Annotated in this window: 26 protein-coding genes; 17 read left to right on the top strand and 9 right to left on the bottom strand. The window is 68.9% G+C overall.

The features are described from left to right. The first annotated feature begins 43 nt into the window (after positions 1-43). The 6 genes from ED92_RS22545 to ED92_RS22520 all read left to right on the top strand — a co-directional run bounded on the left by ED92_RS22545 (position 44) and on the right by ED92_RS22520 (position 5,968). Complete coding sequence (locus tag ED92_RS22545) at positions 44-1,090, top strand: sensor histidine kinase (protein WP_037341758.1); 1,047 nt, start codon at positions 44-46, stop codon at positions 1,088-1,090. Continuing rightward, positions 1,087-1,857 carry a LytTR family DNA-binding domain-containing protein gene (locus tag ED92_RS22540; protein WP_037341755.1) on the top strand — a complete coding sequence of 257 codons (771 nt, stop codon included), beginning with the start codon at positions 1,087-1,089 and terminating at the stop codon, positions 1,855-1,857. Before ED92_RS22545 ends, ED92_RS22540 begins: the two co-directional genes overlap by 4 nt. Next, the gene (locus tag ED92_RS22535) at positions 1,854-2,201 is read left to right on the top strand and encodes a membrane protein (RefSeq protein WP_037341752.1); all 348 of its coding nucleotides are present in this window, start codon (positions 1,854-1,856) and stop codon (positions 2,199-2,201) included. Before ED92_RS22540 ends, ED92_RS22535 begins: the two co-directional genes overlap by 4 nt. Beyond that, positions 2,201-3,934: a cation acetate symporter gene (locus ED92_RS22530; RefSeq protein ID WP_037341748.1), complete on the top strand. Its 1,734-nt coding sequence runs from the start codon at positions 2,201-2,203 to the stop codon at positions 3,932-3,934. Before ED92_RS22535 ends, ED92_RS22530 begins: the two co-directional genes overlap by 1 nt. A gap of 67 nt (positions 3,935-4,001) precedes the next feature. Beyond that, complete coding sequence (locus tag ED92_RS22525) at positions 4,002-4,343, top strand: DUF485 domain-containing protein (protein ID WP_037341746.1); 342 nt, start codon at positions 4,002-4,004, stop codon at positions 4,341-4,343. Beyond that, positions 4,340-5,968 carry a cation acetate symporter gene (locus ED92_RS22520; protein WP_037341744.1) on the top strand — a complete coding sequence of 543 codons (1,629 nt, stop codon included), beginning with the start codon at positions 4,340-4,342 and terminating at the stop codon, positions 5,966-5,968. Before ED92_RS22525 ends, ED92_RS22520 begins: the two co-directional genes overlap by 4 nt. Positions 5,969-6,031: 63 nt before the next feature. Here the strand turns inward: ED92_RS22520 and ED92_RS22515 are convergent, their stop codons facing one another. Together ED92_RS22515 and ED92_RS22510 are read right to left on the bottom strand one after the other, a co-directional pair. Further along, a complete protein-coding gene (locus tag ED92_RS22515; RefSeq protein WP_037341742.1) occupies positions 6,032-6,775 on the bottom strand; it encodes an isocitrate lyase/phosphoenolpyruvate mutase family protein in 744 nt (247 codons plus the stop codon). Further along, positions 6,772-7,236, bottom strand: a complete 465-nt coding sequence (locus ED92_RS22510; protein WP_037341740.1) for a carboxymuconolactone decarboxylase family protein — start codon at positions 7,234-7,236, stop codon at positions 6,772-6,774. Before ED92_RS22510 ends, ED92_RS22515 begins: the two co-directional genes overlap by 4 nt. 46 nt (positions 7,237-7,282) lie before the next feature. On the opposite strand from ED92_RS22510, the gene ED92_RS22505 reads away from it, so the two are divergent. After that, complete coding sequence (locus ED92_RS22505) at positions 7,283-8,662, top strand: PLP-dependent aminotransferase family protein (RefSeq protein WP_037341738.1); 1,380 nt, start codon at positions 7,283-7,285, stop codon at positions 8,660-8,662. 83 nt (positions 8,663-8,745) lie between these two features. On the opposite strand, the gene ED92_RS22500 is transcribed toward ED92_RS22505, so the two are convergent. Continuing rightward, positions 8,746-9,426 (bottom strand): peptidylprolyl isomerase, encoded by a 681-nt coding sequence (locus ED92_RS22500; protein WP_052120846.1) that lies wholly within the window; start codon positions 9,424-9,426, stop codon positions 8,746-8,748. Positions 9,427-9,572: 146 nt separating this feature from the next. On the opposite strand from ED92_RS22500, the gene ED92_RS22495 reads away from it, so the two are divergent. Both ED92_RS22495 and ED92_RS22490 read left to right on the top strand, forming a co-directional pair. Further along, a complete protein-coding gene (locus ED92_RS22495; RefSeq protein WP_016336650.1) occupies positions 9,573-10,160 on the top strand; it encodes a hypothetical protein in 588 nt (195 codons plus the stop codon). 116 nt (positions 10,161-10,276) lie between these two features. Further along, positions 10,277-10,621, top strand: a complete 345-nt coding sequence (locus tag ED92_RS22490) for a beta/gamma crystallin domain-containing protein (protein ID WP_037341734.1) — start codon at positions 10,277-10,279, stop codon at positions 10,619-10,621. A 3-nt stretch (positions 10,622-10,624) separates the two neighbouring features. Here ED92_RS22490 and meaB read toward each other — a convergent pair whose 3' ends face one another. Both meaB and ED92_RS22480 read right to left on the bottom strand, forming a co-directional pair. Then, a complete protein-coding gene (meaB, locus tag ED92_RS22485; RefSeq protein ID WP_037341729.1) occupies positions 10,625-11,593 on the bottom strand; it encodes a methylmalonyl Co-A mutase-associated GTPase MeaB in 969 nt (322 codons plus the stop codon). Between the two features lie 5 nt (positions 11,594-11,598). After that, complete coding sequence (locus ED92_RS22480; protein ID WP_037341726.1) at positions 11,599-12,780, bottom strand: acetyl-CoA C-acetyltransferase; 1,182 nt, start codon at positions 12,778-12,780, stop codon at positions 11,599-11,601. A 131-nt stretch (positions 12,781-12,911) separates the two neighbouring features. Here ED92_RS22480 and mce point away from each other — a divergent pair, with 131 nt between their 5' ends. Further along, positions 12,912-13,361, top strand: coding sequence for a methylmalonyl-CoA epimerase (gene mce, locus ED92_RS22475; protein WP_016336653.1), 450 nt, complete (start codon positions 12,912-12,914; stop codon positions 13,359-13,361). On the opposite strand, the gene ED92_RS22470 is transcribed toward mce, so the two are convergent. Together ED92_RS22470 and ED92_RS22465 are read right to left on the bottom strand one after the other, a co-directional pair. After that, complete coding sequence (locus ED92_RS22470) at positions 13,355-13,918, bottom strand: TetR/AcrR family transcriptional regulator (RefSeq protein ID WP_037341723.1); 564 nt, start codon at positions 13,916-13,918, stop codon at positions 13,355-13,357. The two genes, mce and ED92_RS22470, sit on opposite strands and share 7 nt — an antisense overlap. A 16-nt stretch (positions 13,919-13,934) precedes the next feature. Then, entirely contained in the window at positions 13,935-14,303 is a 369-nt protein-coding gene (locus ED92_RS22465) for an SPW repeat protein (protein WP_037341721.1), read from the bottom strand. 203 nt (positions 14,304-14,506) lie between these two features. On the opposite strand from ED92_RS22465, the gene ccrA reads away from it, so the two are divergent. The 5 genes from ccrA to cutA all read left to right on the top strand — a co-directional run bounded on the left by ccrA (position 14,507) and on the right by cutA (position 19,503). After that, on the top strand, positions 14,507-15,847 hold the full coding sequence (gene ccrA, locus ED92_RS22460; protein ID WP_037341718.1) for a crotonyl-CoA carboxylase/reductase: 1,341 nt from the start codon (positions 14,507-14,509) through the stop codon (positions 15,845-15,847). A 104-nt stretch (positions 15,848-15,951) separates the two neighbouring features. Beyond that, positions 15,952-17,061: a chromosome segregation protein gene (locus ED92_RS22455; RefSeq protein WP_037341716.1), complete on the top strand. Its 1,110-nt coding sequence runs from the start codon at positions 15,952-15,954 to the stop codon at positions 17,059-17,061. 105 nt (positions 17,062-17,166) lie between these two features. After that, a complete protein-coding gene (locus ED92_RS22450; RefSeq protein WP_037341714.1) occupies positions 17,167-17,616 on the top strand; it encodes a universal stress protein in 450 nt (149 codons plus the stop codon). Next, positions 17,616-18,761 carry an adenylate/guanylate cyclase domain-containing protein gene (locus tag ED92_RS22445; protein WP_037341712.1) on the top strand — a complete coding sequence of 382 codons (1,146 nt, stop codon included), beginning with the start codon at positions 17,616-17,618 and terminating at the stop codon, positions 18,759-18,761. Before ED92_RS22450 ends, ED92_RS22445 begins: the two co-directional genes overlap by 1 nt. 418 nt (positions 18,762-19,179) lie before the next feature. Next, positions 19,180-19,503 (top strand): divalent-cation tolerance protein CutA, encoded by a 324-nt coding sequence (gene cutA, locus ED92_RS22440; protein ID WP_037341710.1) that lies wholly within the window; start codon positions 19,180-19,182, stop codon positions 19,501-19,503. On the opposite strand, the gene ED92_RS22435 is transcribed toward cutA, so the two are convergent. Continuing rightward, positions 19,500-20,726, bottom strand: coding sequence for a helix-turn-helix transcriptional regulator (locus tag ED92_RS22435; RefSeq protein ID WP_152610986.1), 1,227 nt, complete (start codon positions 20,724-20,726; stop codon positions 19,500-19,502). The two genes, cutA and ED92_RS22435, sit on opposite strands and share 4 nt — an antisense overlap. 149 nt (positions 20,727-20,875) lie before the next feature. On the opposite strand from ED92_RS22435, the gene ED92_RS22430 reads away from it, so the two are divergent. After that, the gene (locus ED92_RS22430; protein ID WP_037341706.1) at positions 20,876-21,082 is read left to right on the top strand and encodes a hypothetical protein; all 207 of its coding nucleotides are present in this window, start codon (positions 20,876-20,878) and stop codon (positions 21,080-21,082) included. Positions 21,083-21,542: 460 nt separating this feature from the next. Next, positions 21,543-21,782 (top strand): helix-turn-helix transcriptional regulator, encoded by a 240-nt coding sequence (locus ED92_RS22425; RefSeq protein ID WP_081975887.1) that lies wholly within the window; start codon positions 21,543-21,545, stop codon positions 21,780-21,782. A 185-nt stretch (positions 21,783-21,967) separates the two neighbouring features. On the opposite strand, the gene ED92_RS22420 is transcribed toward ED92_RS22425, so the two are convergent. Continuing rightward, positions 21,968-23,206 carry an aldehyde dehydrogenase family protein gene (locus ED92_RS22420; protein ID WP_037341702.1) on the bottom strand — a complete coding sequence of 413 codons (1,239 nt, stop codon included), beginning with the start codon at positions 23,204-23,206 and terminating at the stop codon, positions 21,968-21,970. Positions 23,207-23,255: the final 49 nt, after the last annotated feature.

The raw sequence follows: 23,255 nt of genomic DNA, 5'->3' as shown, positions 1-23,255 counted from the left end.
ACCGACGTTAGGATCTAGGCCCCGACGTCGTGGAGGAGGCCGGATGACCACCCGTCTGCCCTGGCGTCCGGCCGCGAGCGCGGATCCGGTGCCGGTGCTCGCCGCCGCCCAGCGCGTTTCCGACGACCTCATGGACGGCCTCGCCGGGCCCCGCGCCCGCCACGCGGCGCACGGCCTCCGACGGCTGTTCGACGTCCCCGGCCTCGGGCTGACGGACCTCTCCGGCTCGCTGATCTGGTCGGGCCGACCGGCCGCCGACGACGTCGTGGTCGCGGCGCTCGACGAGGTCCTCCACTCCGAGACACCGGTGTCCGAACCCGGACTGCTGGCGCTGCCCCTGCACGTCCACGACGAACTGGCCGGGGTCCTCCTGGTCACCGAAACCACGAACGCCGTCGCCCGCCAGGCCGTCGAACTCGTCGTCCACGCGCTCGAACGCGGCAGGCTGGAGGCCTCCGCCGAGCAGGCCGCGGAGGCGGAACTGCGGGCGTTGCGGGCCGAGATCTCGCCGCATTTCGTCTACAACGCGCTCACCGTGATCTCCTCGCTGGTGCGCTCCGATCCGGACCGCGCCCGCGACCTGATGCTCGATTTCGCCGAGTACACGCGCTACAGCCTCGCGCGGCACGGCGAGTACACGATGGTCGCCGAGGAGTTCCGCGCCATCGAGACGTACTTGGCGTTGCAGCGCGCCGTACTCGGCGAACGACTTCGCGTGCAGGTGCGCGTCGCGCCGGAGGTACTGGCCGTCGCGGTGCCGTACCTCGTGCTGGAACCGCTGGTGGAGAACGCGATCCGGCACGGGATCGAGCCACGCGCCGAAGCGGGGTTCATCCAGGTTCAGGGAATGGCGGAAGGGAACGACTGCGTGATCAGCGTCGAGGACGACGGTGTCGGCATGGACCCCGCACGCGCGGCGGCGATCCTGGCCGGACGTGGCGACGACGGCGGCGTCGGACTGGCCAATGTGGACAGAAGGCTGCGCAGCGTCTACGGCCCCTGGTACGGCCTGACGGTGGAGACCGAGACCGGCGCGGGCACCAGGGTCGTGGTGCGGGTGCCCCGATTCCAGCCGGGGGTGCTGCCGTGACGAACGGGCTGCGGGTGCTGGCGGTCGACGACGTCCCGCCCGCCCTCGACGAGCTGTGCAGCCTGCTGCGCGAGGCTCCGGAAGTCGCCGAAGTGGTCGCCGCCGGTGACGCGGTCAACGCGCTCAAACTGTTGCAGGGCAGTCATTTCGACGCCGTGTTCCTCGACATCTCCATGCCGGGCCTCGACGGGCTCGAACTCGCCTCCCTGCTGGCACGGCTCAACGAACCGCCGGTGATCGTGTTCGTCACCGCGCACGACGGGCACGCCGTGGCCGCGTACGGTATCGGCGCGGTCGACTACCTGCTCAAACCGGTCCGCGCGGAACGGCTGTCCGCCGCACTGTCCAAAGTGGTCCGGATGGCGGGCAACCAGGCCGACGAGCCGAAACCCGCGCCGGACGCGATGGCGGCACTGCCGGTGGAATCCGGCGGGCGCACGCGGTACGTCCGGCGCGACGACGTCCAGTTCGTCGAGGCGCACGGCGATTACGTCCGGCTGCACACGAAATCCGGCGTCCACGTCACGCGGATGCCGATCTCCCGGCTCGAAGAGTATTGGGAGGGAACGGGCTTCACCCGTGTCCACCGTGGTTTCCTGCTCGCCGTGGACGCGGTGCTCGAACTGCGCAGCGACACCACCGGCGGGCTGCTGGCGCATACGGAGGCGGGCGACGTGCCGGTGAGCCGCCGCCACGCGCGCGACCTGCGGGACCGGCTGCTCGCCGCCGCGCAACGCGGTGAACTGGGCCGGGGAGGCCGCCCGTGAGCCGCGTCAAACGGGTCGCGGTCACCAGCCCGCAGACCCGGCTCGCGCGGTCGCGGCCCCGGGAACGCGGCCGCTGGCGCGTCCCCCGGCTGGCGGCGAGCGACGCCGAACGCGCGGATCTGCTGTACCGCGCCCAGCGCCGTCGCGGACTCCCCGCGCTGGCCGGGATGTTCGGGCTGGTCTTCGGGCTCCCGCTGGTGTTCGGGATCTTCCCCGGGCTGGATTCGGTGCGGCTGCTGGGTATCCCGCTGTCCTGGCTGATGATCGCGATCCTCCCGTACCCGGCCATGGCCCTGCTGTCGTGGTGGCAGTTGCGCCGGGCGGAAAAGATCGAGGACGAGTAGTGGTCGCGGCGCTCTCGGTGGCCCCGGTCGTGCTGGTCACCCTGCTGATCGGGTTGCGCGGGGTCGCGGCCATGCGCACGACGTCGGATTTCCTCGTCGCCTCGCGCCGGATCTCGCCCTTGGTCAACTCCGCCGCGGTCTCCGGCGAATACCTGTCCGCGGCGTCGTTCCTCGGCGTCGCGGGGCTGGTGGTGAAGGACGGTATCGGCGCGCTCTGGTATCCGGTCGGGTTCACCGCCGGGTACATCGCGATGCTGGTGCTCGTCGCGGCGCCGATGCGGCGCTCTGGCGCGCTCACCGTGCCGGACTTCGCCGAAGCGCGGCTCGCCTCCCCCGCCCTGCGCCGCCTCGCCGCCGTGGTCGTCCTCGTGATCGGAACCCTTTACCTGGTACCGCAATTCCGCACCGCGGGGCTGGTGCTGACCGCGGTCGGCGGGACGCCGTACTGGGTCGGCGTCGTCATCGCGGGCACCGCCGTCAGCGCGACGTTGGCGCTCGGCGGGATGCGCGCGGCGACCTACGTCCAGGCCTTCCAGTTCGTGCTGAAACTGCTGCTGTTCATCGTTCCCGCGATCTGGCTGGTCTCCCAGGTGTCCCCGGAGCAACGATCGGCTTCTGTTCATCCGGTGGAATTCAGCCACTTCGCCCGCGACACCCGGCTGTCCTTCGAGATCGACGTGACGCTGACCCTGCGCGAGCCGACCACCCTGCTCACACCGGAAAAGCATGTCGTGCCGCCGGGCGAGCTGGTGGCCAGGAGCGGCGAGACCCTGGAATTCGCCGAGGGGACCCCGGTTCCCGCCGTCCGGGGCGGTGCCCCGCTGGGCGGGCCGGACTGGCAACGGCCGCTGCTCGACCTCGGCGACCAGGGCTATCCGTTGCTCGGCACGTGGGCGATCCTGATCGCCACCATGCTCGGCACGATGGGTCTGCCCCATGTCCTGATGCGCTTCCACACCAGCCCGGACGGCCGCGCCGCCCGCCGGACCGCGGCGATCACCGTCGCCCTGCTCGGCGTCTTCTACCTGTTCCCAGGGGTTTACGGCGTCTTCGGCCGGGTGCTGGTGCCCGAGCTGTACGTCTCCGGCGCGACGGACACGGTCGTCGTCGCGTTGCCGGCGCAGATCGACGACGGCTGGGCGGGATCGCTGTTCACCGGGCTGCTGACCGCGGGCGCGTTCGCCGCGTTCCTGGCGACGTCGCTCGGGCTGCTGCTGGTGATCTCCGGCGCGGTCGCGCACGACCTCGCGCCCGGCGGCCTGCGGAGACTGCGCTGGTCGGTGCTCGGAGCGGCGGCGGTGATGGTCCTGCTCGCGTTGCCGTCGGCCAGATTGGACGCGGGTGTCCTCGTCACCTGGGGTTTCACCGTGGCCGCGTCGACGTTCTGCCCGTTGCTGGTGCTCGGCATCTGGTGGAACCGGCTCACCGCCGCGGGCGCGATCAGCGGTGTCCTCGCCGGGCTCGTCGCGTCTTCGGGCTCGATCCTCGTGGCCCTGTTCGTCCCCAGCCTGAACGGTCTGCCCGCGATCCTGGTGTCGCAGCCCGCGCCTTGGTCGGTTCCACTGGCATTCGGCGTAATGATCGTGGTTTCCTGGCGGGGCAGGCCTCCCGCCTGGTCCACGGCCGCCATGCTGCGGCTGCATCTGGACGATCGCACGGCCGAGGCCCCTTCGTCGTGGTCCGACCACCGTTCGTCGACCGTTCGTCGTCTCGGCAGACGTTTGAACCGCTGAAGGTTCCGGTCTCCTTGACCTCTCCTTAACGTGTCGCGGAACACATTCGCGGTGCGAGGAGAGCACGATGAGTACCGAAACGAACGCTCCCAGTCCGCCGGAAACGGACTGGGACAAAGCCCATGACAGCGCGGAGTTCAAGGAACTGCGGGCTCGGTTGCGCCGGTTCGTCTTCCCCGTCTCGGCGTTGTTCCTCCTCTGGTACCTGCTCTACGTGCTGCTCGCCGACTACGCGCACGGCTTCATGAGCACGAAGCTGGTCGGCAACATCACCGTCGGGCTGGTCTTCGGTCTGCTGCAGTTCGTTTCGACCTTCGTGATCACGGGGCTCTACGTCCGCTACGCGAACAAGAAACTCGACCCCATCGCGGAGAAGATCCGCACGGACATCGAGAGTGAGGCCAAATGACCCTCGCCGCCGGAGTCGAGGGCAGCAGCCCCGTACTCAACATCACCATCTTCGGTCTGTTCGTGGTGGTCACGCTGTTCGTCGTGTTCCGGGCGAGCCGCAACACGAAGACCGCGTCGGACTACTACGCCGCGGGCCGCGCGTTCACCGGTCCGCAGAACGGCGTCGCCATCGCGGGCGACTACCTGTCCGCCGCGTCGTTCCTCGGGATCGCGGGCGCGATCGCCGTCTACGGTTACGACGGTTTCCTCTACTCGATCGGATTCCTCGTCGCGTGGCTGGTGGCGTTGCTGCTGGTCGCGGAACTGCTGCGCAACACCGGCAAGTTCACCATGGGCGACGTGCTGGCGTTCCGGATGAAGCAGCGCCCGGTGCGGGCCGCGGCGGCGACGTCCACCCTGGCCGTGTCGTTCTTCTACCTGCTCGCGCAGATGGCGGGCGCCGGTGGCCTCGTCGCGTTGCTGCTCGGGATCGAGAGCAAGGCCGGGCAGGCCGCGATCATCGTGATCGTCGGCATCATCATGATCGCCTACGTGCTCATCGGCGGGATGAAGGGCACCACCTGGGTCCAGATCATCAAGGCGGCGCTGCTCATCGTCGGCGCGCTGGCGATGACGCTGTGGGTGCTGGGCATGTACGGCTTCAACCTCTCCTCGCTGCTGCAGGGCGCGGTGGACAAGGCGGGCAAGGCCGGTGAGGCGCTGCTCGGGCCGGGCAACCAGTACGGCAAGACCGGCACGACGAAGCTCGACTTCCTGTCGCTGGGCATCGCGCTGGTCCTCGGTACCGCGGGCCTGCCGCACGTCCTGATGCGCTTCTACACGGTGCCGACGGCGAAGGAAGCCCGTCGTTCCGTGGTGTGGGCGATCGGCCTGATCGGCGTCTTCTACCTGTTCACCCTGGTGCTCGGCTACGGCGCCGGCGCGCTGGTCGGCGCGGACAAGATCAAGGCCGCTCCCGGTGGCGTGAACTCGGCTGCTCCGTTGCTGGCCCTGGAACTCGGCGGACCGATCCTGCTCGGACTGATCGCGGCGATCGCCTTCGCGACGATCCTCGCCGTGGTCGCGGGACTGACGATCACCGCGTCAGCGTCGTTCGCGCACGACGTCTACGCCAACGTGATCAAGAAGGGCAAGGCGACCCCGGCTTCGGAGGTGAAGGTCGCCCGGATCACCGCGCTGGTGATCGGCGCGGTCGCGATCCTCGGCGGCATCCTCGCCAACGGGCAGAACATCGCGTTCCTCGTGGCGCTCGCGTTCGCGGTGGCGGCGTCGGCGAACCTGCCGACCATCCTCTACTCGCTGTTCTGGAAGCGGTTCAACACCCAGGGCGCGCTGTGGAGCATCTACGGCGGTCTCGCGGTCTGCATCGTGCTGATCGTGTTCTCGCCCGCCGTCTCGGGGAAGCCTGTCGACGCCAAGACCGGGAAGAGCGCCTCGATGATCCAGGGCGTCGACTTCCATTGGTTCCCGCTGGACAACCCCGGCATCATCTCGATCCCCGTGGCGTTCTTCCTCGGCTGGCTCGGGACCGTGCTGTCCAAGGAGCACAACCAGAAGAAGTACGCGGAGATGGAGGTCCGGTCCCTGACCGGAGCGGGCGCCGAAAAAGCCGTCGCCCACTAGTCGCCGGGGCGGTGCGGCCGGCATCCAACGCCCCCGGCCGCACCGCCCCGGTTCCCATTCCCCTCAGTACGGCAGTTTCCCCGCCGTCAGTTCGGCCAGTTTCGCGCGGAGATCGGCCCTGGCCGACTTCCACAGCCCGGTGCCCAGCGAGATCCGCGCCACCCCCAGTGTGGCGAGCGCGGAGAGATCAGGGCCCGCAGGCATCGGAGAAGCGTTGACCGCCCCCGGTGCCACCGCTTTCACGAACTCGCCCAGTACTTCCGGCGACTTCACCATGATCGGGTAGACGCAGTCCGCCCCGGCCTCCAGATACGCCTTGGCCCGCAGGATCGCGTCGTCCAGGACCGCCCGCTCGTCGGACGCGCCGAGGAAGACGTCGACGCGGGCGTTGATCACCAGCGCGTCCCCGGCTGCCTCGCGCAACTTCGCGACCCGTTCCGCCTGCGCCTCCACCGGGAGGACGCCGACCGAGGCATGGTCGGTGTCCTCGTAGTTGCAGCCGACGGCACCCACCTCGGCCAGCCTCGCCGCGAGTTCTCCCGCTTCGAGCCCGTACCCGCCTTCCGCGTCGACGGTCACCGGCACCGAGACCGCCCTCGCGATCCTCGCGGCCGCCGCGAACATCTCGTCGGCGGGCGCGTCCTCCCCGTCCTCGTATCCGAGGACCTTGGCCACGGCGAAGGAACTCGTCGCCACGACCGGGAACCCGGCGGCCTCCACGAGACGTGCGCTGTCCGCGTCCCACGCGTTCGGCAGAAGGAGCGGCTCGCCCGCGACGTGCAGCTCCCGCAGTCGCGCCGCGGTCATTCGGCGCGCTCGGGCAGCGGCGCGTGGCTGGTCACGCACATCCGGTTCCAGCTGTTGATCGCGATCGCCTCCCAGACGATGGCGCGGTACTGCTCCTCGGTGAAGACGCGCGTGGCCTCTTCGTAGACGTCGTCCGGGACGTCGTGCAGGGTCGCGACGTTCGTGATCGCCTCGGTGAGCGCGAGCGCGGCACGCTCCTGCTCGGTGAACAGTTCGGTCTCCCGCCAGCCCTGCAGCACGAACAGCCGCCGCGGCGACTCGCCCATCTGCAACGCGTCGTGGGAGTGCATGTCGAGGCAGAACGCGCAGTGGTTGATCTGCGACGACCGCATCTTCACCAGTTCGAGGATCTTCTGGTCGACGCCGGCGTTGGCGGTGGCCTTCTCGACTTCGGCCTGGAGCTTCGCCATGGCCTGGTAGATCTCGGGCACTCGTTTGCCCACGTGGATTCGCTCGGTCATGACTGCGAATCTAGCGGCGACTGGCCCACGAGTATGGTCCAGTGTCATGGCGGAATCATGGTCCAGTTCGGGAATAGACGTCCACCTGGACTGGCGTCCCGAAAGCGGCCGGACCGGACTCGCGACGGCGATCCGCGCGGCCATCCGGGAAGGACGCTGGCAGGCGGGCGCCGCGGTGCCCTCGACCAGGGCGCTGGCGCAGGACCTCGGCGTCGCCAGGGGAACGGTCACCCGCGTCTACGCCGATCTCGCCGCCGAGGGCTACCTGCGGACGGCGCAGGGCGCCCCGACCCGCGTCGCGACGGCGGGCGCGCTGCCCGCGTCGGCGCCGAGGCCCGTCCCCCGCGACCCGGCACCGCGCTGGGATCTGCGGCCCGGCAGGCCGAACCTGTCCGCGTTCCCGCGGTCCGCCTGGCTCGCGGCGACCCGGCGGGCGCTGCACAAGGCGCCGATGACGGCGTTCGACTACACGGCCGAATCCGGCGCGGCGGAACTGCGGGAGACGCTCGCCGCGTATCTCGCCCGCAGCCGCGGCGTGATCGCCGACCCGGCGCGGATCCTGGTGTGTTGCGGGTTCTCGCACGCGATCGCGATCCTGGCGCGGGTCCTGCACGCGCGCGGCGCGGACGAGATCGCGTTCGAGAACCCGTCACTGCACATCTACCGGAACATCGCCGCCGCCAACGGTCCCCGCGTGGTCGGCGTCCCCGTCGACGACCACGGGATCACCGTGTCCTCTTTGGACAGTCCGGCGGTGGTGGTCACCCCGGCGCACCAGTACCCGCTGGGCGTCACACTCGCCCCTCAGCGACGGGCGGAACTCACCCGCTGGGCGGAGGAAACCGGTGCCGTCGTCATCGAGGACGACTACGACGGCGAGTTCCGGTTCGACCACCAGCAGGTCGGCGCGTTGCAGGCGCTGGCGCCGGAACGGGTCGTGTACGTGGGCACGACGAGCAAGACGCTCGCACCGTCGCTACGGCTGGGATGGATGGTGCTGCCGCGGTTCCTGGTCGAACCGGTGCGCGCGGCGATGGCCGAGAGCGGGGCCCGGCCCGCGCTGGTGGACCAGCTGGCGATGGCCGAGCTGATCGAATCGGGTGCGTACGACCAGCACATCCGCCGCTGCCGGATCGAGTACCGCTCCCGGCGGGACAAGCTGCTCGCCGCTTTGCCGGATTCCGTGCTGCCGCAAGGGATCTCCGCCGGGCTGCATCTGGTGCTCCAGTTCCCCGGCGAGGTCCCGGGGGAGATGGAGGTGCTGGCCGCCTGCCGCCGTCGCGCGATCGGGCTCGAAGGCCTCAGCGGCTACTGGATCGGCGAGCCGCAGCGCGAGGGGCTCATCATCGGGTACGGCGCCGCCGCGAAGCACGCTTTCGGCGGCGCCACCGAGGCCCTGCGCGAGGCCATCTTCGAGGTCACCTAGCCCCACCCCCGCGTTTCGTCCTCTGAATGCGGTAGTTCGCGCTGCCAACTACCGCATCCAGAGGACTAAATGCGTGGGGTCACCTAGCAGAACCAGGCGCGGGCGCGGAGGATGTCGGTCTTCAGCACCGGGGCGCCGTCGACCGGGGCGGGGTTCTCCGGAGTCGGCTGGATGCCGCCGGCGGCGACGTCGTCCAGGGTTTCGAGGCCTTCGTGCCCGACCGTGCCGAAGATCGTGTAGTTCGGCCGCAGCGAGGAGTCGCCGTACACCACGAAGAACTGGCTTCCGTTCGTCGCCGGGCCCGCGTTGGCCATCGCGAGGACACCGCGCGAATACACCTTGCGCGCGCCGGTCGGGTCCGTCGGCGCGGGCGGCAGGCCGACGGGCAGTTCGTCCTTGTACTTGTAGCCGGGGCCGCCCTCGCCGGTGCCGCTCGGGTCACCGCACTGCAGCACCTTCAACGTCGGGTACGCGGTCAGCCGGTGACACGTCGTGCGGTCGTAGAACCGGTGCTTCGCCAGGTGCAGGAAGCTCTGCACCGTGCACGGCGCCTTCGCCCGATCGAGGGTCATATCGATGATGCCCTGGTTCGTCTTCAGCTGCACCGGGACCTTGCCCCGGTCCGGCGTACGACGGGGGTCCGGCGGCAACGGGACCGGGCGCGCGGCCGGGTCTTCCGGCGTCTGCGTGTACTGGCACGGCCCCTTCGTGACCTTCGGCGGCGCGCCTTCCGCCGACGCCGTTCCGGTGCCGGCCGCGAGCATCAGCCCGGCTCCCAGCACTGCCACAAAGACCTTCGCGATCCTCTGCACGGTTCCTGCCTCCCAGCCGTGGACGAAGAAGAGAGCATAGGGTGAATCCCCTGCGCTCACACAGGTCCGGAAGTAGGTCCGCGGTTAGGGTCGAAGCCGTGGAGATCGCCGAACGACACCAATGGCAGCTGAACGCCCTGACCTTCCTGTACGCGTACACGCAGTACGTCCTCGTGCACGAGCGGGTCATGGCGGGGCTGCCGCCGGAGAAACCGGCCGAACTCGACAAACCGCGCATGCTCAGGCTGGCCAAGGTCGTCGACGACATGATCCTCGACTTCCGCAAGGAGGACGGGCTGAGCGACCTCGAACGGCGCCGCGTCATCCGCCTCGCCAGGGAGATCAAATCGCACGTCCGGGAGAAGTGGCCGCCCCGCGAACCGACGCTGACCGAGTGGATCGCCTCGGCCGCGGCGCACTTCTACTGCGAGGAGCACATCAACAACGGCTACGTCCGGATGGGCCGCGTCTTCGATCCCGACATGGCGGACCGGTTCCTGGAGCGGGTCGAGTTCTGCCGTGGGCAGACCGTCACGATCACGAAGTACGCCCATAAGGTGGCCGACGGCGAAGAGCTCACGTACGGCGAGACGAATCAGCTCGAAGTCTGGAAAGAGGACGCGATCGCCCATCTGGACAATCTCGACAGCGACTTCGGCGACATCAAGATGTACGTCGAATTCTGACCGCTGCCCGTAAGACCAGAGTTGCCTGTCCCGGCGTACCGGGAAATTGACATGCGCCACCGGTGATCGAGATGCTCGAAGCACAGGCTCCTTTTCCACGGCTAAAGGAGAATTCCGTGTTCTCGATCAAGAAGCGCGTCCTGACCGTGGCGGCCGCCGCTGCCGCCGCGTTCAGCCTGCTCGTCCCGACCGGCACCTCGTTCGCCATCGACCACATCCCTTGCCGCGACGGGGAGAACTTCCTGAAGATCTGGTCGCATCTCGGCGGGAGCAGCAGCGTCGACTGCTACGCCAACCGCGGGCGGATCGGTTTCGGCGGCTGGTGGATCGACCGGATCTACACCGGCAACAACGACCTGATGTACTACGACAGCAATGGCGCCGACGTGCGCATCAACCGGTGGACCGACATCAGTTTCCCGAACCGGCCGCCGAAGGTCCGCGTCATCGAAATCCTCTGAACCTCACGAACCGCGAAGATCTCCGATGAGTTCTTCGGCCGCCGCGAACGGGTCGAGTTTCCGCGCGACCACGCGTTCGGCCAACTCGGTGAGCCGGTCCCCGGAACGCAGGTCGACGATTTCCGCGCGCAGCCGCTGCACGGCGATCGCCTCGACCTCGTCCCGGGCCCGCGCCGCACGACGGCGGGGCAGTTCGTCGCGCCGGACCAGCCAATCGTGGTGTTCGTCGAGCGCACGGACGACGTCCTCGACGCCTTCGCCGCGCGACGCCACCGTTCGCACGATCGGCTGACGCCAGCTCGGACCGCGGATCTCCCGGCGTACCAAGGAGATCATCTGCTTGAGGTCGTGCACGGTCGCGTCCGCGCCCTCGCGGTCGGCCTTGTTGACCACGAACACGTCCGCGATCTCCAGCACGCCCGCCTTGGCCGCCTGGATCCCGTCGCCCATCCCGGGCGCGAGCAGGACCACCGTGGTGTCGGCCAGTTTCACGACGTCCACTTCGGACTGACCGACGCCGACGGTCTCGATCAGCACGACGTCGAACCCGGCCGCGTCGAGCACCCGGACGGCCTGCGGCGTCGCCCACGACAACCCGCCGAGATGACCGCGCGTCGCCATCGACCGGATGAAAACGCCGGGATCGGTGGCGTGTTCGGTCATCCGGATCCGGTCACCGAGCAGCGCTCCGCCGGAGAACGGCGACGACGGGTCGATCGCCAGCACGCCGACGCGCAGGCCTTTCGCCCGCAAAGCCGTGAGCAGCGCGGAAGTCGATGTCGACTTGCCGACACCGGGTGGCCCGGTCAGGCCGACGACCCGCGCGTTCCCGGTGTGCGGCGTCAGCTTCGCCGCGACCTCGGGCAACCGCGGATGGGCGTCCTCGACCAGCGACAGCAACCGGGCGATCGCGCGGGGGACGCCGTCCCGCGCGCGACCGACCAGTTCGTCGATGTCCAGCTGTACCGGCAACGGCTTTACGGAACGCGGATGAGCAGCGCGTCGCCCTGGCCGCCACCACCGCAGAGGGCGGCCGCGCCGAGACCGCCACCACGACGGCGGAGTTCGTGCACCAGGTGCACGGCGAGCCGCGCGCCGGACGCGCCGATCGGGTGACCGAGCGCGATGGCACCGCCGTCGACGTTCACCTTCTCCGGGTCGAGCCCGAGCTTGTCGGCCGAAACCAGGCCGACGGCGGCGAACGCCTCGTTGATCTCGACGAGGTCGAGCGCGTCCGCGGTCAGCTTCTCCTTGGCCAGCGCGGCCAGGATCGCGTTCGACGGCTGCTCGTGCAGGCTGGCGTCCGGACCGGCGACCACGCCGTGCGCGCCGATCTCGGCGAGCGGGGTCAGGCCCAGCTCCTCGGCCTTGGCCTTGCTCGCGACGATGACCGCGGCCGCGCCGTCGGAGATCTGCGAAGCCGAGCCCGCGGTGATGGTGCCGTCGGAGGCGAAGGCGGGACGCAGCTTCGCGAGGCCTTCGGCGGTGGTGTCGGCGCGGACGCCCTCGTCCTGGGAGAAGACGACCGGGTCGCCCTTGCGCTGCGGGATCGACACCGGCGCGATCTCGGCGTCGAAGCGGCCCTCGGCGATCGCGGCGGCGGCACGCTGGTGCGAACGCGCGGAGAACTCGTCCTGCTGCTCACGGGTGAGCCCGTAGCGGCTGTTGTACTTCTCCGTCGAAGAGCCCATCGCGACCTGGTCGAAGGCGCAGAACAGACCGTCGTAGGCCATGTGGTCGACGAGGGTGGTGTCGCCGTACTTGAACCCGGAGCGGGACTTCGGCAGCAGATGCGGCGACTGGGTCATCGACTCCTGGCCACCGGCCACGATCAGGTCGAACTCACCCGCGCGGATGAGCTGGTCGGCCAGCGCGATGGCGTCGAGACCGGAGAGGCAGACCTTGTTGATGGTCAGCGCCGGGACGCTCATCGGGATACCGGCGGCGACCGCGGCCTGACGGGCCGGGATCTGGCCCGCGCCGGCGGTGAGCACCTGGCCCATGATCGTGTACTGGACCGCGTCCGGGGAGACACCGGCCTGCTCGAGCGCCGCCTTGATGGCGAATCCGCCGAGTTGTGCGCCCGAGAAGTCCTTCAGGGAACCGAGCAATCGCCCGATCGGTGTACGGGCGGCACCCAGGATCACGGAACCGGACACGGCGTCCTCCAAGCATCGGCGCAAGGGCAAAGGGGGTCTTCGCGACCATACCCGGGTCGCGGGCCTCTTGATGGAGCCAGTGTGAGGCGGCGCACGCCGGTCCGCCCGCCCGCGGACCTATCCTGCTCTGCATGAACCAGGCGCTGAAACCGTTCGTGACGGCCATCGACCACGTCGGCATCGCGGTACCCGATCTCGACGCCGCGATCGCCTTCCACGCCGAGCATTTCGGCCTGGAGGTCGCGCATGAGGAGATCAACGAGGAGCAGGGTGTCCGCGAGGCGATGCTGCGCGCGCCGGGCACCGCCGGGACCGAGACCGCGATCCAGCTCCTCGCGCCGTTGCGCGAGGATTCCGCGATCGGCAAGTTCCTCGCGAAGAGCGGGCCCGGGCTGCAGCAGCTGGCGTATCGAGTGTCCGATGTGGACGCCGCGGCCGAAGCTCTGCGCGCACAGGGACTCCGGCTGCTCTACGCCGAGGCGAAACGCGGCACTTCCAACAGCCGGGTGAACTTCGTCCACCCCAAGGACGCCGGCGGTGTGCTGGTGGAACTGGTCGAGCCCGCGAAGGACGGTCACTGACCCCGCGTCAACGCGGAGGCGATGAAGAGGACCTCGCGGTCGATCTCGGCGGGGTCCCCGTCCTCGGTGTGCCGCGCCGTCGCGTGACGGTGGCTGACCGCCCGCGCCAACAGTCCCGAGGCCGAATCGACGTCGGCGATCGCGAGTTTGCCGCCGGTCGCGGCGACGATCACCGCCTTCACCTGCCGGACGAGCTGCTGGAACCGTTCGGCCAGCGCGTCGCGGACCGCGCGATGCGTATCGGCTTCCCGCCACAGCAGGTGTGAGAGCGCCAGCGACCGGTTGAACCGCCTGTCGAGTTCCACGACGAGGCCGCGCAGGCTGCCCGCGAGGTCGCCGGGGACCACCACGACGGCCGGTTCGATCCGGGCGTCGGGCAGTTCGGCGACCAGCGCGGCCAGCAGATCCGACTTGCGCCGGAAGTAGTAGTGCACGAGGCCTTTCGGCACGCCCGCCCGCTCCGCGATCCGCGAAGTGGGCGTGGCGTCGAAACCGGATTCGGCGAAGAGCGCCTCCGCGGCTCGCAGGATGCGCTGTTTCGCCGAATCCTCTTTCACGCCGTTCCCTCCCGGGTCAGTGCTGTCCCGCCGTCCTGTGCGTCGCCTGGGCGATCGGCATCGCCGCCGCCCCGGCCACCACGGTCAGGACGCCACCGATCCAAGCGGTCCAGGACGCGCCCATGAAGTCGGCGTATCCCATCACCCAGGGCGAAATGAACAGCAGCGCGCCCAGAACGATCTGGATGCCTTCGCCGTAGACCATGCCAGGCATCGCAAGCGACGCGAGACCGTCGAGGGCGACCAGGGCGCCGAGGACGACGAGCGTCCACATGGCGGTGTTGTCCGTGGTCATCCAGAGGGGTGAAAGCGCGACGACGACACCGATGACCACCTCCGCCCAGTCATGGGGACGGGTCCAAGGGCGCGTCGTGGGTTCGTTCATGCGTGCTCACCTCCGAAAATCGGCTGAACCTGCAGGTCGGAGAGATCTCCACGTCCGATGGTCCGCTTGGTTGGCCGGCCGGTCAAGACCGGTCGATAACACTTCGGGATGTGGACGTGCTCCACGTCTCGTACAGTTGTGGACTTGGTTACCCGTGAGTAATTTGTGGCCCCAACGCCATGACCCCAATCGCGGAGGTTTCGATGTCGCAGCTCGGCGAGATCCAGCAGGCCATTCTGAACGATGACCTCGGCGCCGTGGCGTCGCTCGACGTGCCGGAGACCTATCGCGGGGTGACCGTGCACAAGGACGAGGCCGACATGTTCGAAGGCCTCGAAAGCCGGGACAAGGACCCGCGCAAATCGCTGCACGTGGACGAGGTCCCGGTGCCGGAGCTCGGCCCGGGCGAGGCGCTGGTCGCGGTCATGGCGAGCGCGATCAACTACAACACCGTCTGGACGTCGATCTTCGAACCGGTCTCGACGTTCAAGTTCCTGGAGCGCTACGGGCGGCTCTCGCCGCTGTCGAAGCGCCACGACCTGCCCTATCACGTCGTCGGCTCGGATCTGTCCGGCGTCGTGCTGCGCACCGGGCCCGGCGTGCACAACTGGAAGCCGGGCGACGAGGTCGTCGCGCACTGCCTCAACGTGGAACTCGAAGGCCCGGACGGGCACAACGACACGATGCTCGACTCCGAGCAGCGGATCTGGGGTTTCGAGACGAACTTCGGCGGACTCGCCGAGATCGCGCTCGTGAAGTCGAACCAGCTGATGCCGAAGCCGGATCACCTCACCTGGGAAGAGGCCGCCTCCCCCGGTCTGGTGAACTCCACGGCCTACCGCCAGCTCGTCTCGCGCAACGGCGCCGACATGAAGCAGGGCGACATCGTCCTGATCTGGGGTGCTTCGGGTGGCCTCGGCTCCTACGCGACGCAGTACGCGCTCAACGGCGGCGCCATCCCGGTGTGCGTGGTCTCCAGCCCCGAAAAGGCGGAGATCTGCCGGAAGCTCGGCGCGGAGCTGATCATCGATCGCAACGCCGAGGGCTACAAGTTCTGGAAGGACGAGCACAACCAGGACCCGAAGGAGTGGCAGCGGTTCGGCAAGAAGATCCGCGAGCTGACCGGCGGCGAGGACCCGGACATCGTCTTCGAGCACCCGGGCCGCGAAACCTTCGGCGCTTCCGTCTACGCCGCTCGCAAGGGCGGCACGATCGTCACGTGCGCGTCGACTTCGGGCTACCTGCACCAGTACGACAACCGCTACCTGTGGATGAACCTGAAGCGGATCGTCGGCAGCCACTTCGCGAACTACCGCGAGTCGTGGGAGGCGAATCGGCTGATCGCGAAAGGTCTGATCCACCCGACGCTGTCGAAGACCTACGCGCTCGAGGACACCGGACAGGCCGCGCTGGACGTCCACCGCAACGCACATCAGGGCAAGGTCGGCGTGCTCGCCCTTGCGCCGGAAGAAGGTCTGGGTGTCCGGAACCACGAGCTGCGCGAAAAGCACATCGACGGCATCAACGCTTTCCGGAACGTTTAACGCGCCAGAACGCGCTTTCGCCGCGCGTTGCGTGGGTGCTCACCCTTCCGTGACTCCAGCTCGACTACGGTAGAAGGATGAGCCTTGGCGAGGAACGGGAGCTAGTGCCGCTGGGAGCCGGCTTCGACGTGGCGAAGCGCGGTTACAGCCGTGCACAGGTCGACGAACATCTCGAACGGCTTGACGCCGATCTGAAGATGCTCACCGCCGATCGCGATGCCGCCATCGCACAGGCGGGCGACCTGGCACGGCAGCTGGAGATCGCGCGCGGCGAGATCGCGGATCTGCGCGGGCAGGTCGACAGGCTCGCCCAGCCGCCGACGAGCGTCGAAGGCCTTTCCGAGCGGCTGCAGCGGATGTTGCGGCTCGCGCAGGACGAGGCCGCCGACACCAAGGCGCGCGCGGAAGCCGAAGCCGGGCACATCCGCGCCAAGGCCGAGACCGACGCGAGCGCCATGCGGGCCCGCTACGAGCAGCTGCTCAACGAGCTCGACCTCCGTCGCAAGGAGATGGAGGCCGAGCACCGCGGCGTGCTGGAAAAGGCCCGCGCCGAGGCGAAGGACATCACCGACAAGGCGAAGGCCGAGCGCGACAAGCTCGACGCCGAGGCGCAGCAGCGTCGCACTCAGGTCGAAGAGGACTTCGAGATCGCGATGGCGTCGCGGCGCACCGAGGCCATGCACGCGCTGGCCGAGCAGGAGGCCGCGAGCAAGGCCGAGGCCGCCCGCCGTGTCCGCGAGGCCACCGAGGACGCCGCCGCCATCCGCGCGAAGGTGCTCGAAGAGGAGACGGCGGCCAAGGCCGACATCGAACGCCGTCAGCGCGAGTCCGTCGCCGACGCCAACAAGCGGAAGCAGGACTCGATCACCGAGGCCAACGCCCGGCTCGCCGAGGCAGCCGACGAGGCACGCCGCCGCGTCCGGCAGGCCACCGAAGAGTCCAACCGGCGGATCACGCAGGCCACCGAACGGGTCGAAGCGCTCCGCAAGGTGCGCTCCAGCCTGGCCGAGCAGGTCCGCGCCGCGCGGACCGCGCTCGCCGAGGCGACGCACGTGCTCGGCGACGAGCCGCATGTCCCGGCGGACCTGAAGGCGAAGCCGTCGCCCGACGCGGAAGCCACCGTGCAGCTCCGGACGGCCGATGTGCCGAAGGCCACATCAGGCGCGAAGGCTTCACCGCGACCTGCGGCAGCGCAGAAACCGACTGGCGAGTAACCTTTTCACCCGACCGTGCTCACGACGGCCTGCGGGGCCGCCGACGAGCGGTTATCGTCGCTGCTCGCACGCAGGTGCGGGCTGTCAGATCGGTGGAGGTTGCGGATGGCTGCATATCGGACCGTGGTCGTGGGCACGGACGGCTCGGATTCTTCGTTCGCCGCGGTCGACCGGGCGGCCGGCGTCGCCGGAGACTCCGGAGCGACCCTGGTCATCGTGTGCGCCTACTACCCCGCCAACAAGGGCGACGTGGAGAAGGCGCAGGACGTCCTCGGTGACGAGGCGTACCAGGTGGTGGGCTCGGCCCCGGCCGAGGACACCCTCCTGTCCGCCCGCGACCGGGCGGCGAAGGCCGGCGCCAAGAACATCGACACCGCCGCAGTGGTCGGCGACCCGGTCGACTCACTGCGCAAGGTCGTCGCCGAGCGCTCCGCGGATCTGCTGGTGGTCGGCAACCGCGGGCTGAACACGCTCGCGGGCCGCATCCTCGGCTCCGTGCCGTCCGAAGTCGCGCGGAAGTCCGGGGTGGACGTGCTCATCGTCCACACCACCTGATGCCCGAACCCGGCGAGATCTCGCCCGACGCGCTGCAACAGCGTCTCGAACGGATCCTGCTCGGCGGGAAACGCAAATACACCCGGCTCGAAGTCGCCGAGAAGGCAGGCGTTCCCGAGGAACGCTCTCGGCGGCTTTGGCGTGCGCTGGGCTTCGCGACCGTCGATGACGACGAGGTCGTCTTCACCGACGCCGACATCGAGGCGATCCGCACGGCGGACCAGCTGATGAACTCGGGCCTGATCGACCCGGGCATCGAGCTCGCCGTGACGCGCGCGCTGGGCCAGCACCTTTCGCGGCTCGCGGAATGGCAGGTCCACATGCTGTGGACGATGATCACCGAGAACAAGGAGATCGGCAGCAGCGAACGCCAGATCGGGCGGCTCGTCGAACGGCTGCTGCCCGAGCTGGAGAAGGTGCAGGAGTTCGTCTGGCGCCGCCACCTCGCGGCCTACGCCGGCCGGGCGATGGCCATGCCGGACGAGGATCTCGAGGCCAGGACCGAGGTGGTCGGGTTCGTCGACATGGTCGGCTACACCCGGCTGACCAGGCAGGTCGACGAGGATGAGCTCACCGACATCCTCGACCGGTTCGAATCCGTCGCCACCGAGGTGATCGCCGACCATCACGGACGGATCGTGAAGATGATCGGCGACGAGGTGCTGTTCGTCGCCGATTCAGCCGTCGACGGCGCCGAGATCGCCCTCGCCCTGTCCGAACGCGCCGACGCGGACGAGACCCTGCCCGCCGTGCGCGCCGGCCTGGCGTCGGGACGGATCCTCAGCCGCTTCGGCGACGTCTACGGCTCGGTCGTGAACCTCGCCGCCCGCCTCACCTCGACCGCGCGGCCTGGCACCATCCTGGTGGACAAGGAACTCGCCACCGAACTCTCGGAGTTCCCGCAGTTCGAGGTCCGCACGCGGCGGCCGGTTTCGGTGCGCGGTTACAACCGGCTGCGGCCTTCGTCCTTGCGGCGGGCGCGGGACCGGCCTTCGGGCGTGTTCGCGTCTTCACAGCAGCTCGCGGCGGAGATGCTGGGGCTGGCCGACGCCACTCCGGACCCGACGCCCGCTTCGGACGAGGCCGAGGACGCCACCGCGGACTCGTTGCCGCCGCGGCCTCGGTCGAAGCGCCGGCGGCGCTGATCCCCTGCGGAGGGGAGCAAGGGACCTTTGCTACCACTTCCGACGGCTGCGGACGTTCTCGACCCCAGACGTCATGCTCGACCCCAGATGTCATGAAAGGGTCGTTCAGGACATTTTTGTCCTGAACGACCCTTTCATGACATCTGGAAGGGACCGAAGCTCGTCAGGCGGGCAGCACGGCGCACTGCCAGTGGCACATCGCTGACCAGCACATTTATCAAAATCATGGGACAAACGTGGGACCGAGGGCCCTACCTCGGGAGTTCCCATGCTGCTTCGGCGCCGATCCTGGCTTCTCGGCTTTACCAAGCCGTCGAACGGCCGCAGCCGACGTGCGGCTGATCGCGGTCGCCGTGATCTCCGGGCTGGTGTGGCTCGTGTGCGTGATCGTCGCTGCTAGCCGCCTTAATCTGTCGGCATGACTGTTCACCTTGTCGTGACGACAGCTACCCCTGATCGCGAGTCCGGCGAGAAGCTGGCGGGCGCGGCCGTCGCCGCCCGTCTCGCGGGTACCGCGCAGGTCGTCGGGCCAATCACGTCGTTCTTCTGGCATCTCGGTGAAAGCGGACGAGGCGAGGAGTTCAACGTGGCGTTCAAGACGACCGACGCCAGGTACGCCGAGCTGGAGGCGTACATCATCGCGAACCACCCGTGGGACAAGCCCGAAGTGACCGCCGTCGAGCTGGTCCGCGGCTCTGCCGACTACCTGGCGTGGGCCGAGGAGTCCACCCGCCCCAGCTAGACCTTCAGCCGGGTAAGGAGATCGGCGACGGCCGGAGTCGAACGGTGGCGGGCGAGACGGCGCGCCACCGTTTCGATTCGGCGAGCCGGACGGACTGACGTGACACCGGCCGCCAGGTCTGCCGCGTGGCCCAGTGTCGCCGCCGCCTGCCCGACCTCGCGCGCCTGAAGATAGGACGTAGCCAGCCAGGTCAGATACAGGGACTTGTCCCTGGCGTGTGTGTCGTCGAAGTCGGCTAGGACCCGTTCGAGGACCGGGACGGCACGCAGCGGTCGCCGGAGTTCGGTCCAGCAGCGGCCGGCCATGATGTCGATTTCGGCGGCGTCGACCCAGAACACCCAGTCAGGTTCCGGCCGAGTGGACGGCGCGTTCAACGCCTCGCGCGCGAGGTTCAGCGCGCGGTCTGCCTCGGCCGCTTCACCGGCGGTCGCGTGTGCCCATGCTTTCCGCTCCAGCAGCAGCGCCGAGACCTTCGGTGTTGCCACCCGCCGGGCAACTTCGTACGAGTCCGCGGCTAGGGCGGTTCCGCTCTGCTGCTTCGTGGTCTGCTGGTATGCCGCGTAGGCGAGTGCGTTTCCCGCGAGATCCATTGCCCGCGCGTCCTCGGCGTTCTGGCGGCTGTCCTCGTAGAGCTGTTCCGCGAATGCGTGCTGCCCGTGGTCGAATGCCGCCCATCCGGCTTGTTGCTGTTGTTCGGCGAGCAAAGCGAGCAATTCCCGCTCGATGTCCTCGGTGTGGCTGGATTCGCGGATCAATCGCTGAGTGAAGTCCGCTTCGGCGCGGTAGACCGGGAAGGTTTCGGCGCCGCCCATGATGTTGTCGAGACGCCGGAGCCGAGCTGTTCGGCGGCGCAGTTCGGCGATATCGGAACGACCGATCCGGCGGGCGGTGGGCTGGTCGGTACGAGCGAGCGGAATTGCCATCGCGGCCATTGCTCCGATGAACTCACGTCGCTGCACTCCGCCCACCCTCTCCATTCGCCGTTTCACCCGTGCAGCAGAAACGGCACGGCTGATCCTCTTCTCTTCTACTCCGAAACTGCCAGCGATGTACCGCTGCCAGAACGGTGTCGGCAGCCGCTTCTCGCTCTCCCAACGGGAGATCTCGTTTCTGGTGATGGCCTGTCCCGACAGTTCGGACAGCACCATGGCCTGATCGGTTTGCGACCGGCCTGTGCCGTCACGCAAGGTTCGGAGCAGTTCGCCAACGCTGTTCTGCTCCACAGGTACCCCTCACGTCGCCCGGCCCCGGATTCTGGCCACCCTCATGAAGTGGCCACCCTCTGGGCTCCTCTCACCAGGCATTATCGCTCTTAGTGTCAGAACGTGACTACTCGGGGATTCGTCCGCCTGGAGAGAAAAGGCGGTGGACCGTGACCGCGGTACAGCTCCAGGCAACGCGCGGCGTCGTCACGAAAGCCACGCCGCTCGCTTCGCTCAAGCACCGCCGGGTCGATCCGTCGATCTACACCACGTGGCCTGAGAGTTTGGTCCTGAAGCGTCGGTGCCTGCATTGCCAGATCGTCTACAAGGACGGCGGCGACGCCTGGAAGTGCGAACACCACCACGAGGGGATTTAGGCCGCTCGCGACGGCCATTTCACTAGTCCACCCGGCGCCGCGGACCCCTCTCATCGCGCGGCCGGGGGCGGGCCCATCCCGCCCTCGGCCTTTCACCCACACCAGGAAAGGCCGTAATGGCGCGCGAACGCAACCCCGCGGGGACCAGCCCCACGAATCCGGGACCGGGCAAGGACACACCCACACGACCGACCGACAAAAACTCTGGCCCGCCCAACGTCCCCAAGCCGCCGGACCCTCCGAAGAGGGCGTAGTCGTGCCCAAGAAACGACGACGGCAACGCGACCGCCGAAGCTGCCTTGTCGGTGGCCACACCGGAAACACGGTCTCCGGAAGCGCGGGAAGGTGGCCACCGGTGCAACCAGCCGGACCGACTCATCCCGGTGACAGGGGTACGTCATAGCGGTTCGCTTGGCTTCCACGGCCGCCAAAAAACGACGAGGACGACTAGAATCGACCCATGCGGTCAGCCCGAGAAATGAGCAGGTTGGCGGACGTGTTCCTCGCGGGAGGCGACGAAGCCCGCTTCTACGCCCAGGATCTCCGGCGTGCCGCGGCTGTCAGTCACCGGCGGCTGGCGGAGATGCTGACGAAGATGCGTAACCTCGGTTGGGTTGCCCATGAGTTCGACAAGTCCACACCTGACTGGCGGCCGTACTACATGCTCACGGATGCCGGTCGCCGCGAATTGGCGCGGTAGCGGTCCTCCCTCGACGAGCTTGCGGGCTACGTGCAGGAGACGCCAGAGGCGCGAGCCAACATGCTCGCAGCTCTCGGTGAGCATCCTCCCCTTTCGGCTGTCGAGGACAAACGTGGGCTGACCTGCGATAACTGTCCTGGAAATCCCCTCAGGCTCCACGTAACTCCGATCTGCGTTACCGCAGGTCAGCGAAGATCAGGCAGCACGGCGTATTGCCGCACGTAGAGGTCGGTGTAGGTGACCGGGCCGCGCGGGCCGGGGACCTTGTCCAGGTTGATGCCGGTCTCGGGGACGGCGAGGAGCTTGAAGCCGTCGAGCAGCCGGGTCGGCGCGTTCCAGAAGACGCCGGTGCCGGTGTACGCGTCGAAGAACGCGTCGGCGGCTTCGCTGCTTTCGGTCGCGATGCCGGCGGCCAGGCCCGAGGTGCGCTCGTTGGCGATCTCCGCCGCCTCGGGCAGGCCGGAGACCTTCTCGACGGTGACGGTCGCTTCGCGGTCCGAGTCGAGCGCCCATTCGTAGCCGATGGCGTGCTCGTGCGGGGCGAGCGACGGCGTGACGCCGCGTTCGGCCAGCGCGCCGGAGATGCCGGGCCACACGCGGTCGTGCGCGGCCTCGTGGATCAGCAGCAGGTTCAGCCGGTTGCAGACACCGAGCCGGTCGAGGCTGTTGAAGACCAGGTCGCGCACCTTGTCGGTGTCGGCCGCTTCGTCGATGTACAGCACGCCGCCGCCGTCGGCGTGGGCCAGCGTGCGGACGCCGTGGACGGCCGCCTCGGTGGCCAGCGCCCTGGTGCTGTCGCCGCTGCCGCGCAGGATGACCAGCGGCACGAGCGCGGGGAACCGGACCAGCGCGGAGGCTGCTTCCCGTTCGGCGCGCGGCACCAGCTGGATGACGTCCGGATCGATGCCCGCCTCGGAGAGCGCGGGGGCGATCACGGTCTCACGCAGGCGCTGGGCCGAGCCGAGCGCGGCGGAGCCCGTGCGGAGCACGCCGCCGTTGCGCGACTTCACCAGCTGCGACGCGACGTCGACCGTGACGTTCGGGCGCGCCTCGTAGTTCGCCCCGATCACGCCGACCGGACGGCGGCGCTCCACCAGCCGCAGCCCTCCGTCCAAAGTGGACACGTCGACGGACCGCTCCTGATGCGGCGCTCCCGCCAGGAGACGGAGCTGTTCGGCCATGCCGGTCAGCCGCTCGGGGGTGATGGTGAGCCGGTCGAGCAGGCCCGCGCTCATCCCGTCTTCGCGCGCCTTGGCGATGTCGGCCTGGTTCGCTTCGAGCACGACGTCGGCGTGCTCGACGAGCTTGTCCGCCATGGCGTTCAGCGCGGCGTCGATCGCTTTCGGGGAGGCCGCGGCCAGCGACGGCGCGGCCCGTTTCGCCGATCGAGCGCATTCCTCGACGGCCTTGGCGACCTCGTCCATCTGCTGACTCCTTCCGCGCGGAACGAGCCATCAGTCTGCCGTACCGCCC

The sequence above is a fragment of the Amycolatopsis sp. MJM2582 genome, from assembly GCF_000754115.1.
GTDB classification, from domain to species: Bacteria; Actinomycetota; Actinomycetes; order Mycobacteriales; family Pseudonocardiaceae; genus Amycolatopsis; species Amycolatopsis japonica.
The sequence above is the reverse complement of the archived record's forward strand: the minus strand, read 5'-3'. Positions and strand labels throughout refer to the sequence as shown.